The organism is Aliidiomarina minuta, assembly GCF_003987145.1.
In the GTDB taxonomy this organism is placed as follows: Bacteria; Pseudomonadota; Gammaproteobacteria; order Enterobacterales; family Alteromonadaceae; genus Aliidiomarina; species Aliidiomarina minuta.
Window position 1 is genome coordinate 331,213 of the sequence record NZ_PIPL01000001.1, and the last position, 14,030, is coordinate 345,242.

Sequence of the window (14,030 nt, forward strand, 5' to 3'; positions counted from 1 at the left end):
TACGCGGAATTGAACAGGTGCCACCAGCCGTACGGTGTTGCCGGTTTTGGGTAGGGCAGGTTCCACCTGCCGCCGGCCCAGCAGCAAAACGGAATGCTTATACGGCAGGCCGAGCCTGCCCTACGCGGAATTGAACAGGTGCCACCAGCCATACGGTGTTGCCGGTTTTGGGTAGGGCAGGTTCCACCTGCCGCCGGCCCTGCAGCAAGACGGAATGCTTATACGGCAGGCCGAGCCTGCCCTACGCGGAATTGAACAGGTGCCACCAGCCATACGGTGTTGCCGGTTTTGGGTAGGGCAGGTTCCACCTGCCGCTAGCCCTGCCTTACAAGCTGCGTGCCCGGAAGCTGCGGCCTTTGAGTTTGTCGTTGTTTAATATCTGCAGCGCTTTGCCGCCTAAACTGCGTTCTACTGCAACATAACTCCACATGCTTTGCAGTTGTATTTTGCCGACTTTGTCAAAAGGGATCTGGTCGTTGCGGGTGAGGGCACCGACAATATCACCTGGGCGTAATTTATGTTTTTTGCCGCCCTGGATCTGCAGGGTGACCATTAAGGCTTTAGCCGGAGGCTGTTGCAGTACGGCATGGTCCGGTAAGGGCAGCAAGTGAATGTCTTCACTGATCTCATCCTGCAATAAGCTCAGCTTGTAGTCATCCTGATGACTGACCAGGGTCAACGCCAGTCCGCTTTCGCCAGCTCGTCCGGTGCGTCCGATACGATGGGTATGGGTGTCACTGTCGTGTGCCATCTGCACGTTGATCACCATATCCAGTGCGGTAATATCCAGTCCCCGGGCGGCGACGTCAGTGGCGACCATAATGCGCGCACTTTTATTATTGAACTGAACCAGGGTCTGGTCGCGATCTTTTTGTTCTAAATCGCCGTGCAATGCCAGTACGCTAAAACCATTAGCTTTTAAGGTCTGGTACAGCTCATGGGTTTCCCGTTTGGTATTGCAAAAAAGCACACAGCTTTCCGGCTGGAATTGCTGCAGTAGCAACATAGCCGCCTGCTCACGAGGCGTGCCTTCCAGTTTATAAAACTGCTGCTTTATATTGCTGTGCTGAACTTCGCTTTCGACAGTGACCCTGAGTGGTTCCTGCATCAGGCTGCCGGCCAGCTTTTCAATTTGTGGCGGGTAGGTAGCGCTGAATAACAGCGTCTGGCGACTCTCCGGAGTGGCACTGATAATAGCTTTCAGATCGTCCTGAAACCCCATATCCAGCATGCGGTCGGCTTCGTCCAGTACCAGCATGGATAATTCAGAAAAGTCGATACGTTCCTGCTGTAAATGGTCCAGCACCCGGCCAGGAGTACCCACCAGAATATGAGCGCCGTGTTCTAACGACAGGGTCTGAAAACGCGAAGGCACGCCACCACAAAGAGTCAGTACTTTAATATTGTGCTGAGAACGCCCTAAGCGGCGTATTTCTTCGGCAACCTGTTCGGCCAACTCACGGGTAGGGCAGAGCACCAGGCTTTGCACACGAAAGCGTTTGACGTCCAATTTAGCCAGTATGCCAAGGGCAAAGGCGGCGGTTTTGCCCGAACCTGTTTTGGCCTGGGCAATCACATCCTGGCCATTTAACACCGCAGGCAGGCTTTGCGCCTGAATGGGTGTCATTGCTGAATATTGTAAGTCATTTAAGGTCTGTAACAGCTCACTGGTTAACGGCAAGCTGGAGAAATCTGTTGCGGACATGGTTGTCATCCTGCTGCGCGGGCTGGATGCCCATAGCGCTAAAAACGGCAGTATAACAAACTGGCCGCTTTACATCATGCCCTTTAAATGGGCCACTACGCTGCGGCCCAGGGCGCTGAGGTTATAACCACCCTCGAGAGTGGATACGATGCGTCCCTTACAATGGCGGTCGGCGAGCTGTTTGAGTTGCTCACTGATCCAGTGGTAGTCGTCTTCACGCAGAAAAAACTGGGCCATATCGTCTTCAGCATGGCCATCAAAACCGGCTGAAATCAAAATCAGCTGTGGTTTCATTTCCTCGATGGCGTTAAACCAGAGCTCGCTGACGGCAGCACGCCATTCAGGGCCTTTGCAGCCAGCCGCTAAAGGTACGTTGACGATGTTTTTATGGTTGCTGTCTTCGCCGGTAAAAGGATAAAAAGCGCTCTGAAACGAAGAGCAGAACAACACCCGGTCGTCATTTTTGAAAATATCTTCGGTGCCGTTGCCGTGGTGAACATCAAAATCAATGATAGCAATGCGTTCAAGATCGTATTTATGCATGGCATAACAGGCGGCAATAGCGATGTTGTTAAACAGGCAAAAGCCCATTGCCTGATCGTAAGTGGCGTGATGCCCTGGGGGGCGCACGGCGCAAAATGCTTGTTGGTTATCCGCATTCATGACTTCATCGACCGCATCTATGGCGGCTCCTGCAGCGCGCCGGGCTGCTTGCAGGCTCTGTGGCGTCATTGGTGTATCCGGATCCAGCCAGATATGTCCCTCTTGCGGACTTTTGGCAATCAGTTCGTCTACATAAATTTTGCTGTGAGCGCGGTAAATATCATCCAGGTGGGCCATTCCAGCATCTTTTTGCTGCACCACAAACTCCATGCCGGAGCGAATAAGCTGGTCGTTGATGGCCTGTATACGTTCCGGACACTCGGGGTGATTTTCATCCGGGTTATGCAATTCGCAATCGGGATGACTAAAAATCGTGATCGACATAATCAGGTTACGTCCTTCTGTAATTCCAATAACAAGGAAACCTCACCGGGTTCATCGGCTGGCAGGCGTTTAAATCCAACCCGTTCAAAAACATTCAGCATAGGCGTGTTATCAGCCCTGACATAGGCCTGCATGCTGGTTAATTGCCGTAATCGGGCAATGCGTATCATTTCTTCCAGTAACAGGCTGGCCATGCCCTGGCCCTGATGCTGTTCACGAGTTACAAAAGCTACTTCACAACTGTTTTGCGCTTCGATTAAGTAATAGCGGCCTACCGCCTGGATCTGAGCGGCAGAACCTTTCTGACGCACTATGCACAAGGCTAAATCTTTGCTCTGGTCAATGCTGACCAGAGTACAGGATTTTTCCCGGCTCATCTGGGTCGGTACTGCGTTATATCTTAATTGCAGGGTTTCTTTAGTATGCGAGTAGAAAAACTCCTGCAGGCGACGCTCATCAGAGGGATACAGTGGTCGTAGGTCAAAGCTCTCACCATGAATACTGAGCTTTTTAAAACCGACATTGCCCAGTTCAGGTACATCGCTGGGAGTTTGCTGCTGGTAGTGGGGCACCCAGTAATGTTCGCGCACTTGCTGTAATAACTCATTGCGGAATTTGGGATGGGCGACGCGAATAAGCTCCAGTGCGCGCTCGCGAATGCTTTTGCCGCGCAGCGAGGCGACGCCAAACTCGGTGACGACATAATGCACATGGCCTCGGGACGTCACCACTCCGGCACCTTCGCGAATAAATGGCACAATGCGCGATGTCTCTCCCTGATTCGCAGTCGAGGGCAGGGCTATGACAGGTTTGCCGCCCTGGCTCATGCTGGCACCGCGACTGAAATCGACCTGGCCACCAATGCCGCTGTAAAACTGATGACCAATGGAGTCGGACACTACCTGACCGGTGAGGTCGACTTCAATGGCGCTGTTGATAGCAATGAAATTATCGTTACGAGCGATGTTGGTCGGTGAATTGACGTATTCACTGGGGTAAAAACCGATATGGGGATTGTGATCAACAAAGTCATACAAGGCCCGGCTACCCACACAGAAGCTGGTGACTATTTTATTGGGATGGAAGGTCTTTTTGCGGTTGTTAATCACCCCTTGCAGCATCAGATTCATGACGTCATCGGTGATTAGTTCGCTGTGAATACCTAAGTCTTTACGGTTACTCAAATAACGTAAGGCGGCTGCGCAAATCTTGCCAACCCCTATTTGTAGGGTGGCGCCGTCATCCACCAGCAGCGCAATGTACTGGCCGATACGTTCAATGATTTTATTGTCATCAACGGGTGGGGCGGGTAGTTCAGGTAATTCCTGACTGTGCTCCCACAAATGATGAATCTGATTGCGGTGCAAAAATGACTGGCCGTAGGTGACTGGCATTCTGGGGTTCACCTGGGCTATTACCGTGTTCGCTGCCTTGGCGGCGGCTGAAACTACATCCACAGAGACGCCCATCGAGTGATAACCATATTTATCTGCCGGGCTGACCATAATAAGCGCGGCATCCAGCGGCAGAATGTCGTTACTGAACAGGTTGGGAATATCCGACATAAAACAAGGCGTGTAGTCGGCTCTGCCTTCATTGACAGCCGTGCGCACGGTATCACCGCCGATAAAAAAGGTGTTCACCTTAAACAGCTGCTGAAATTCAGGGCCTGCCCATTTGTTATCTGACAAGGTTAGCAACTGCACAATTTCTATGTCGTGCAGATGTTTTGAATGAGCAATAAGGTCGTCAATCAGGGCGGTAGGTACCGCTGCATGAGAGCCAATGAAAATACGTTGTCCGGATTTAAGTAGCTTTGACCAGTCTAACTTCTGTGTTTGCATACTATCCTCTGTGCTTTGAGGCTATCACTTTGCCCTAGACTATAGCTTAGTTGCAATACGACTTTAGCCGGGCTGACTAGAATCAAATAATAGCCAGTAAATTGCGGACTTAGTAATTGTCTATTAGCTTTAAAGAAAGGTAACAAAAAAAGGACCGAGAATGGTTAAAGATCGAATTAAGCAGGAAGAAGATGACAGTCAGACTATTATTCATGATCAACTACCAGAGCATAATGACGACAGTCTGATTAATGCATTGCATCTTTTTATTCGCCTGGCGGTGCGGGTGCTTTCAATAATGATGGTGGTAGTCATTGGCTGGGGCGTTGTGGATGCGGGTTTCGTTATTTATGAAAAACTCATGGACGAACCGCGTTTTCTGATCGAAATGAATGACTTCTTTGTCATCTTTGGTTCCTTCATGGTCGTGCTGATTGCGATTGAGATATTTATTAATATCCGCCTTTATCTGGGGACTAACGTGCTTCCTGTACAGCTGGTGGTTGCCACAGCATTGATGGCGGTAGCACGTAAGGTGATCGTTCTTGACCTGGAAGAAACGGTATCTTTTGAATACCTGCTGTCGTTGGGTGTTGTGATTATCGCTCTGGGGGTAACCTATTGGTTGATATCAAAGAAAGTTGTCAATAGCAAAAAGAATGGATAAGGGGGGCAGAAGCCCCCCCCTTTTATACTGTCAGTTCAGGTCGATTGCTCGGCTCTGAGCAGATGTTTAAGGACTTTGCCGTTGGCATTGTGTGGCAACTCCGTCATCACCTGAATGAGCCGGGGCACCTTATAGTCAGCCAGCAAGGGTTTCAGGTGTGCTTTTAAAGCTTCTTCTGCATTATCCAGATCCGATTTAAGAACCACACAGGCCTTCACCGTTTCGCCCCATTCCTGATGAGGAACTCCGATTACGGCGGATTCGGCAACCTCTGGATGAGAGGCCAGGGCGTCTTCAACTTCGCGAGGATAGACATTCACACCTCCTGAAATGATCAGATCTTTTTTGCGGTCTTTCACCCAGTAAAAACCGTCCTCATCACGAATGGCAATGTCACCGGTTCGTAACCAGCCGTCTTCGGTTAAGACTTCGGCCGTTGCTTCCGGTTTATTCCAGTAGCCCAGCATCATGCCTTCGCCGGTCAGCTGAATTTCACCTGGCTGGTTTGTTTCCACAGGTTTATCCGCTTCGTCCACTAAACGAATTTCAGTGTTCAAAGCCGCCCGATAACCAATAGAACCTGCTTTAGTCGCATGATCCTCTGGCAGCAACAAAGTTCCGGTAGGACCGGCTTCGGTCAGGCCATAGACACAATAAAACTGATCGGAAGCAAAAGCTTTACGTGCCAGTTGTGCGTGATCTGCGGCTAAGGGTCCACCGCCATATATCCAGTGTGTCATGGATGAGAGGTCTCGGTTCGCAATATCCGGATGCTGGGCAGTTAACCGATACGCCACCGGAGCGCCGAAAAAGTGGGTGGTTTTTTCTTTTTCGACTAAGTCGAGCAGTAAGTCCGGCGTGAAAGTAGGGGCCACGACATGGGTGCAACCCACCATGGTGCCTGCGACCAGACTCAGATTAAGCGGCGCTGAATGAGTAAAGGGCATCAGGCTGAGAAGGCGACTTTCTGGTTTATACTCCATTTCGACGGCAAACATGGTGGCCACGCCGAGCAAGGCTTTATGATTAAATAACACGCCTTTAGGGCGGCCTGTGGTGCCCGAAGTATAGAGCAGCGCACAGAGATCATCATCGTCACTGTCGCAGTCTACGGGGGCGTTAGAAACATCCTGTAAGAGGTGATCCACATCATCCAGCCATACCGCGTTGGTGCCTTTTTCCTGCAGCAGTTTGACAGCTTCATCGGTCATGCTGCAGGTAAGTACTGTGGCCGCTCCGCTATCCTGCAGAATATATTCCAGCTCAGGAGCAGCCAGGCGTACATTGACGGGCACTACAATGGCTCCTGCGCGCTGTACGGCAAAATAAGCCACAATGAAGGCATAACTGTTAGGTAATACCAGCGCCACGCGGTCACCATCCTGAACTTTATGCTGCTGGCTTAAATAACGCGCCAGCTGGTTTACCTGTTGATCAAGCTGGGCCCAGCTGTGTGTAGATTCAGGGCTAACTACTGCCTGGTGCTGCGGATATTTACGTGCATTTCGGGCTACAAATCCTGCAATATTCATGTCTGTTCTCCTTACGCTTCTGCTCGTGCGCGATTAATGATGGCGGCACAGTCCAGACCGCTGGGTAAATTTCCATAGTTAAGCCCGCTGTGACCATCCAGTCGACCTGCACAAAAGGCATCGGCTACGGCGTCAGGTGCATGTTGCACCAACAGTGCGCCTTGCAGCGCTAATGCCATGCGGTCGGTAAGGTTACGGGCGCGGTACTGAATGTCCTTTTGATTGCTGAATTCTTTTTGCAAAGCGCTGCTAAAACGGTCCAGGCGTTTATCGGCACCGGATGCGCGCTTGAGTTCGGCAAAATAGGCGTCCAGTACTTCAGGTTGTCGTTCAATAGCGCGCAGTACATCCAGGCACTGAACGTTACCGCTGCCTTCCCAGATTGAGTTAACAGGCGACTCACGGAACAGGCGGGGCATGATATGAGTTTCCATCAGGCCAGTGCCGCCAATCACTTCCATGGCCTCATAAGCATGGTTAGGCACGCGTTTGCAAATCCAGTATTTACCTACCGGGGTGGCAATACGAGCGAGTAGTTTTTCGTGTTCGTCCTGTTGATTGTCCATAGCCCTGGACATACGCAGGGTATAGGTCATTGCGGCTTCGCTTTCCAGGGCTAAATCCGCAAGCAGGTTCTGCATCAGTGGCTGTTCGCTCAAAGTCGCACCAAAAGCGGCCCGGTTCGAAGCATGATGAATGGCTTGTACGGTGGCCTGACGGATACCTGAAGAGGAACCTATCATGCAGTCGTAACGGGTAGTGGCGACCATTTCAATAATAGTACGTACGCCACGGCCTTCTTCGCCCACCATCCAGGCAAAAGCGCCGCGTAGTTCAGTTTCGCTGGACGCATTGGCGACATTGCCCATTTTATTTTTGAGCTGTTGTATCTGCAGCGGGTTCTTACTGCCATCGGGTCGCCAGCGTGGTAATAGAAAGCAGGAAAGTCCGTTTTCGGTTTGTGCCAGCACCAGAAAGCCGTCGCACATGGGCGCGGATACAAACCATTTATGACCGACCAGTTCATAAGGCTGGCCAGCGCCTGTGCGGGCCAGGGGAAAGGCACGAGTGCTGTTACGGCGCACATCAGAGCCGCCTTGTTTCTCCGTCATCGCCATACCTATGGTCAGACCCTGTTTTTCGGTATCAGGAATGTTTCTCGGATCATAGACAGGGGCGGTGATTTTAGGTGCCCACTTTTCAAATAGATCAGGTTGATGGCGTAGTGCAGGAATGGCTGCAAAAGTCATAGTAATAGGGCAGCCGTGAGCGGCTTCGACCTGGGTTTGCAGATAATACTTAGCGGCGCGAGCTACATGAGCGCCAGGTTTGGGGTCGCTCCAGGGACTGGCATGCAAACCATGCTCAATAGAGGTTTTCATCAACTGGTGATAGCTGGGATGAAACTCAATCTGGTCTACCCGATGGCCGTAGCGGTCATGAGTAATCAGCTCGGGTTTATACGCATTAGCGGAAAAACCCAGGGCAATGCTCTCTGCGCTGCCGGTCAATTTGCCGAAATCGACCAGCTCTTGTTCAGCCCAGCCCGCACCTTCGCGGTGTAAGGCCTGTTGCAAGGCTTTATCGGCTGTATAGCTGTTGTAGTCCTGCAGTGGTTCGGGCTGATTTTCAACCTGATGAGTGACCGCCATAAAACGATCGGCTTTAGGATAACTGGTATTCATAATGGGGCTCCCTGACGGCGTTCTGCAGAGCACAGAATACCGTGTATGCAAAAACGTAAAATATCGTCAATAATCTGTTGCTGATTGGCCGGTACCATCATCTCTCTGGACACTTTAGCCAAAGGCCCGATAAGGGCTTCGGCGATGGCTCCAACCATAGCGGTGCTACTTAGCATGCTACGCTGGAGCGGCAGGCTACCTTCATCAATACCCTGCTGAATAGCATCGGCAAAGAGCCTGGCGTAACGCATGCGATACTCCAGGCGCTGCTGATCAACCTCGGCCTGCACAGGTTCAGCGATCAACGCCCAGGCCAGGTTGGGTGCTTTTAAAGCCCGCCTGGCAAAAACCCTCAAGGCTTCTTCAATTCGATCAGGCGCTTCTCCAGAAGTTTGTTGCAAGGCTCTTTCGACCCGGGCGACCTCTATTTCGGTAGCCCGTTTAAAAACCTCTGCAAAGAGTGATTCTTTTGAGGGGAAGTAACGGTATAGGGTTCCAGTAGCGAGTTTTGCCTGTTTGGCCAGCTGCGTCATTTGAATACCACTAAAACCGGATTGCGCAACAAGCACCAGAGCACACTGCAATACCTGCTCCCGGGTCGCTGCTTTACGGTTACGTACTTTTTCAGTTTCACGATAGGCCATGCTTCCCCCTTGTGTGTAGCTAAAGAGTGAATCATGATTCATTTTTTGTCAACAGGTAAAAAAAGACCTGCAGGAAAGCAGGTCAGATATGTTTAAGTACTTCATCCAGCCACTGATGCAATTGCTGGGGATGCATACCTCCGGACTCTCTGGCAATCTCTTCGCCCTGGTAAAACACAATGGTGGTAGGGATACTACGGATATGGTATTTACCTGCTAACTGAGACTCCTGTTCGGTATTCAGGGTACAAAAGCGTGCTTGTTCAGCAAAGGGGGCTGCGACCATTTCAAAGGTTTTCGAGTACTGCTTGCAGGGGCCGCACCAGCTCGCCCAAAAGTCGACCACGACGGGTAAATCAGCATTCAGGTGATTGTCTATATTGCGTGGGTTCAAGGCAAAAGGAATGCCGGTAACCAGGCGTTCTTTGCAACTGCCGCACTTCGGATGTTGGGTTATACGCTCGGCTGGGATGCGATTGAGAGCATCGCAGTTGGGGCAGCCAATAACTAGGGTATCGCTCATATCAGGTTACCAGTGGTTACGTTTATAGTTTAATGCGGCTTGTGGGAGGCCTTTTCAAGCCGTATCAATGACCTTTGTTTATTGCTATGGTTTAAGTTAATCACGAATTATTCAGGATGACTTTATGTCTGTGTCCGCATGTACCCGTATAGCCACTCTTGTTGGCGTTGCTTTGACAACTATAGCCTGCTCTCAGAGCAATGACCCTATACGTATTGGGGCGACTATGTCGCAAAGTGGAGCCTACTCAACTCAGGGCAGTGCCGCTGCCAATGGTTATCTGTTGTGTCAGGAACATATCAACCGGGACGGCGGACTGCTGGGCCGTGATATCGAGTTTATTATTCATGATGATGAGTCTGACAGCGAACGTGCGGTAGCTTTATACCAGCAATTAATTGTTGATGAGCAGGTAGATGCCATCATGGGGCCTTATGGTTCTACATTAACGGAAGCCATAGCGCCCGTTACAGAACAACACCGCATGGTGCAGATCTCTCCTCTGGCAGCCACCAGCTCGATATGGGAGCAGGATCGTGAGTATCTTTTTATGGTGTTACCACCTGCAGAGCTGTTTCTTGCCGGTTTAATAGAAATGGCGGCGGAGCAGGGGTATGAGCGGGTTGCGGTAGTCGCAGAAGACGCCTTGTTTCCAAAAGCTGCAGCCGAGGGTGCAGCGCAACTGGCCCGTGAGAAGGGCATGCAGGTACTGACCCACTATACTTATGGCAGTGACTATGGCAATGGCGGGCCTGATTTCTCATCGTTGATCCAGGAGTTTGAGCGTACCGGTGTTGAAGTGCTGGCGATGGCAGCATCGTCACTGAATCATTTTATTGATATGGCTGAACAACTGCAGGAGCAGAAGGTAAACCTGCGCATGTTTGGTACCTCCGGCGCTGTCGATGAATTTCAGCAGGAACTGGGCGCTACCGCTGAATACGTATTTGGTCTTTCCGCCTGGGAAGCCAGTTTACCAAATCCAGGTAATGAAGAATTTGTAGCTGCTTATCAGGAACGCTTTGATCGTGAGCCCAGCTTCCATGCCGCCGGTGGTTATGGCAGTTGTCAGTTGTTTGCTGAAGCGGTAGAAAAAGCGGGCAGCCTGGATCAGGATGCCATACGGGACGAATTATTAGCATTGGAAAGCAGTACCGTATTTAGCCAGTATGCGGTTGATGAACGCGGTTACCAGACGGCTAATCAGGGCGTTTTTATTCAGTGGCAGGATGGCGAGAAAGTGGTGGTCTGGCCGGCTGATGTGGCTATTGCAGAGCCGCGCATTCCGATGCCAGCCTGGGACCAGCGCTAAGTTGAACTAAAGATTAAGTGAGGGCGTACTAACAGACAGATAAGTTTTATGGTTATGCGTACTGTCATCTTTGTACTGTCATCAAAATAGAGGTAAGTAGTATGAGCACTCAGGCTCAGGTAATAAAGTTTTTTGACCCTTATCAGACAGCACAGGGCGAACCCCGTGCTTCGGTGGCTCTGAAAGAATTATCAACGCTTTGGTTTAATACGGGTACCCGTTGCAATCTGGCCTGTGCAAATTGCTATATTGAGTCGTCGCCGGATAATGACCGCTTAAGTTACCTGACTTTGGAAGACGTGGTTGCTTTTTTAGATGAGATACAAGAGGAACAACTGGCCACCACAGAAATAGGCCTGACTGGCGGCGAACCTTTCATTAACCCGCACATTATTCCTATTATGCAAGCCTGCCTGGAGCGGGGATTTAAGCTTCTGATACTGACTAACGCAATGACCTTGATGACCCGACGCAGTAAAGCACTACTGGAACTGCAGGAAAATTATGGTGAATTGTTAACCATGCGGGTGTCTGTCGATCACTTCAAAATTGAATTACATGAAGAAGAACGCGGACCGGGTTCCTGGAAACCTATGTTGCACGGACTGCAATGGTTGTCAGAGCATGGCTTTAACATTGATGTCGCAGGCCGTACCCGTTGGGGCGAAAAAGAAGACGAATTACGTGCTGGTTTCGCTGAGTTTTTTGCACAGTACGACATTGATGTGGATGCTTATAACCAGCAACAGCTGGTGCTTTTCCCGGAAATGGATGAAAACGCGGATGTGCCTGAAATCACCACTGCATGCTGGGGCATTTTAGGAGTGAACCCGGATGACATGATGTGTGCTTCCTCACGCATGGTGGTGAAGCATAAAGGCGATGATAAAGCTTCGGTGATGGCCTGTACTTTGCTGGCATATGATCCACAGTTTAATCTGGGCCACTCGCTCAAAGAGGCCAGTCAATCGGTACAGTTGAATCATCGGCATTGCGCTAAATTCTGTGTGTTAGGAGGCGGTTCCTGCAGCGTTAGCGATTAACCCGAATCCAGTTAAAAACCTGGCGTTGCATGGGGCCTGGTGTGAGCGGTAGTTCTTCTAAAACCAGAGTTAAATCTCCAAGGGTATCGACATCGCTCAGGGTGGGCAGTAAAGCTGCCTGAAAGGGCAGTTTACGTTGCAGACTTTCACGGGTTTGCTCTGTGCTCCAGGGAATATCAGTCCAGACAGCAGCATCCAGATCGACAGTGCCAGCAAAAAGATAGTAGCCTCCATCGGTAGCTGGGCCCAGCACCAGCTCGCTGTGGTCAAGCGCTTGTATAGCCTGTTGCAGAAGCTCCTGCGATAACTGAGGGGCATCAGCGCCAATTAAAATAACCTTTGCATACTGCTGGCGCAGACTCTGGTAAATATGATGCTGACGTTGTCCCAGATCCCCCTCACCGGTGTGGAGCCTTTGGTGCTGCTGCCACAAGGGATCTTGCAGACCTTCTTTCTCGGCGACCGCCCAATATAGATCCGCGTCACTGGCCGCAACAGTTTCTTCTACCGCTTGCAGACTGTGAATGAAAAACTGCTGTGCTTTTTCTTTGCCAATAGAAGCTGCAAGCCGGGTTTTGACTGGCGAAAGTGAGGGTGTTTTGACAAAAATAGCAATGGCCGTGTTCATTAGTGGTCACTCCTGTACTTATTGATCAGGTGCTTTATTGTCAGGCATAACCAACGTTTTTGGTAAGTTAAGGTCAGCTTCAGCCATCCTTGTTGTCGGTATTTACGCGCACTGGTGACTAACTTTGAAGGTATACGGTTAAGCCGTATACCTTGTCGCTGAGCACGCCAGACAAAAAAGAGGTCTTCAGCATAGGCGACATCTTCTGCAAAACCGCCGCTTTTTTTGAACTGATCGCGATGAATGCAAAAGCCCTGATCTCCATAAGGGGCTTTGAACAGGCGTGAACGTATGTTGGCACCCCAGGCATTGAGCCGGGGTAGAACACCCTGGTCAAAACGCAGGTCAAAATAATGCAGAGCCTGAGGGAAACGCTGTAACTGTTTTTGAAGCTGAATCAGGTTGTCCTGACTCACCCGGCTGTCTGCGTGCAGAAACCACAAAAACTCTCCCTGTGCCTGCTGCGCACCCCAGTTCAGGCTAAGGGCCCGGGTACCTTCTGAGCAAATAATAATGTCCTTGCTGGCCCCTTGCAGGTCGGGTAACAGATTTTGCACCGACTGCTCGCCTTCGGCGACCGGAATAATAATGCTTAGCTTATTAAGCACGTAAGATATCCAGCCAGGCTTTTTGTGCCGTGCTTAAGCTGTCATCTGCAGTCAGTACTGCGTTGCTCAGCGCCTGTTTTATGTTGTCAGGCGTTTCACTAAATGGATGATTAACCAGTTCAGTCAGTACGGCTTTTGCTTCATTAACAGCTCCGCCATAGACTTCAAAAAACTTTTCCACGCTGACATGCATTGCCGGATCTTCCATCCAGCAGTCGTAATCTGTGACCAGGCAAAGTGTGCAATAAGCCAGCTGGGCTTCGCGGGCAAGAAATGCCTCAGGAACATTGGTCATGCCCACCAGGTCACAGTTTGCAGCATCGCGTAAAAAGAAGCTTTCGGCCTGAGTACCTAAACGAGGGCCTTCTACACAGGCGTAGGTTTTATTTGCATGCAGCGGCTGCTGTATACGTTTTGCTGCCGCTTCAATGTCGTGTTGTAGTGCAGGGCAGGCGGGGTGAGCGGTGGAAACGTGAGCGGCTATGCCGTCGCCGAAGAAGCTATAAGCTCGCTTGCCCCGGGTGTGGTCGAAATACTGCGAGACCAGTGCCAGATCACCGGGTTTTAACTCTTCACGTAAGCTGCCAGCAGCTGAAACGGCAAAAATACGTGTGGCGCCCAGTTTTTTCAGTGCAAAAATATTGGCGCGATAATTTACTTCATGGGGAAGAAACTTGTGACCAGCACCGTGGCGGGCCAGAAAAAGAATACTTTGTCCCTGATAACGCCCCTGAATAATTGGTGCTGAAGTTGCGCCAAAGGGAGTTTCAAGCTGATGTTCCTGTTCTGTTTCCAGACCGTCCAGCTGATATAAGCCGGAACCACCAATAACTGCTAACATGCGGGTTCCTC

At 50.6% G+C, this 14,030-nt stretch carries 13 protein-coding genes; 3 read left to right on the forward strand and 10 right to left on the reverse strand.

What is annotated here, in order from left to right:
- Positions 1-325: 325 nt before the first annotated feature.
- The 3 genes from dbpA to CWE09_RS01635 all read right to left on the reverse strand — a co-directional run bounded on the left by dbpA (position 326) and on the right by CWE09_RS01635 (position 4,536).
- Positions 326-1,705 (reverse strand): ATP-dependent RNA helicase DbpA, encoded by a 1,380-nt coding sequence (gene dbpA / locus CWE09_RS01625; protein ID WP_126802163.1) that lies wholly within the window; start codon positions 1,703-1,705, stop codon positions 326-328.
- 69 nt (positions 1,706-1,774) lie between these two features.
- On the reverse strand, positions 1,775-2,692 hold the full coding sequence (locus CWE09_RS01630) for a histone deacetylase family protein (RefSeq protein ID WP_126802164.1): 918 nt from the start codon (positions 2,690-2,692) through the stop codon (positions 1,775-1,777).
- Positions 2,693-2,694: 2 nt separating this feature from the next.
- The gene (locus CWE09_RS01635; RefSeq protein WP_126802165.1) at positions 2,695-4,536 is read right to left on the reverse strand and encodes a GNAT family N-acetyltransferase; all 1,842 of its coding nucleotides are present in this window, start codon (positions 4,534-4,536) and stop codon (positions 2,695-2,697) included.
- A gap of 160 nt (positions 4,537-4,696) precedes the next feature.
- Here CWE09_RS01635 and CWE09_RS01640 point away from each other — a divergent pair, with 160 nt between their 5' ends.
- Positions 4,697-5,203, forward strand: a complete 507-nt coding sequence (locus tag CWE09_RS01640) for a phosphate-starvation-inducible PsiE family protein (RefSeq protein ID WP_198679576.1) — start codon at positions 4,697-4,699, stop codon at positions 5,201-5,203.
- Positions 5,204-5,238: 35 nt separating this feature from the next.
- Here CWE09_RS01640 and CWE09_RS01645 read toward each other — a convergent pair whose 3' ends face one another.
- From CWE09_RS01645 to trxC, 4 genes are all read right to left on the reverse strand, one after another.
- On the reverse strand, positions 5,239-6,735 hold the full coding sequence (locus CWE09_RS01645; RefSeq protein WP_126802166.1) for a class I adenylate-forming enzyme family protein: 1,497 nt from the start codon (positions 6,733-6,735) through the stop codon (positions 5,239-5,241).
- 11 nt (positions 6,736-6,746) lie between these two features.
- Positions 6,747-8,420, reverse strand: coding sequence for an isovaleryl-CoA dehydrogenase (locus tag CWE09_RS01650; protein ID WP_126802167.1), 1,674 nt, complete (start codon positions 8,418-8,420; stop codon positions 6,747-6,749).
- Positions 8,417-9,064 carry a TetR/AcrR family transcriptional regulator gene (locus CWE09_RS01655; protein WP_126802168.1) on the reverse strand — a complete coding sequence of 216 codons (648 nt, stop codon included), beginning with the start codon at positions 9,062-9,064 and terminating at the stop codon, positions 8,417-8,419. The genes CWE09_RS01650 and CWE09_RS01655 overlap by 4 nt, the downstream gene beginning before the upstream one ends.
- An 82-nt stretch (positions 9,065-9,146) precedes the next feature.
- On the reverse strand, positions 9,147-9,587 hold the full coding sequence (gene trxC / locus CWE09_RS01660) for a thioredoxin TrxC (protein WP_126802169.1): 441 nt from the start codon (positions 9,585-9,587) through the stop codon (positions 9,147-9,149).
- A 124-nt stretch (positions 9,588-9,711) separates the two neighbouring features.
- Here trxC and CWE09_RS01665 point away from each other — a divergent pair, with 124 nt between their 5' ends.
- Positions 9,712-10,899: an amino acid ABC transporter substrate-binding protein gene (locus CWE09_RS01665; RefSeq protein WP_126802170.1), complete on the forward strand. Its 1,188-nt coding sequence runs from the start codon at positions 9,712-9,714 to the stop codon at positions 10,897-10,899.
- Positions 10,900-11,000: 101 nt separating this feature from the next.
- A complete protein-coding gene (locus CWE09_RS01670; RefSeq protein ID WP_126802171.1) occupies positions 11,001-11,942 on the forward strand; it encodes a radical SAM protein in 942 nt (313 codons plus the stop codon).
- On the opposite strand, the gene CWE09_RS01675 is transcribed toward CWE09_RS01670, so the two are convergent.
- From CWE09_RS01675 to mtnP, 3 genes are read right to left on the reverse strand one after another with little or no spacing between them, the layout of a single operon-like run.
- On the reverse strand, positions 11,932-12,570 hold the full coding sequence (locus CWE09_RS01675; RefSeq protein ID WP_126802172.1) for a TIGR04282 family arsenosugar biosynthesis glycosyltransferase: 639 nt from the start codon (positions 12,568-12,570) through the stop codon (positions 11,932-11,934). The two genes, CWE09_RS01670 and CWE09_RS01675, sit on opposite strands and share 11 nt — an antisense overlap.
- Entirely contained in the window at positions 12,570-13,178 is a 609-nt protein-coding gene (locus CWE09_RS01680; protein ID WP_126802173.1) for a glycosyl transferase family 2, read from the reverse strand. The genes CWE09_RS01675 and CWE09_RS01680 overlap by 1 nt, the downstream gene beginning before the upstream one ends.
- On the reverse strand, positions 13,171-14,019 hold the full coding sequence (gene mtnP / locus CWE09_RS01685; protein ID WP_126802174.1) for an S-methyl-5'-thioadenosine phosphorylase: 849 nt from the start codon (positions 14,017-14,019) through the stop codon (positions 13,171-13,173). The genes CWE09_RS01680 and mtnP overlap by 8 nt, the downstream gene beginning before the upstream one ends.
- Positions 14,020-14,030 lie beyond the last annotated feature (11 nt).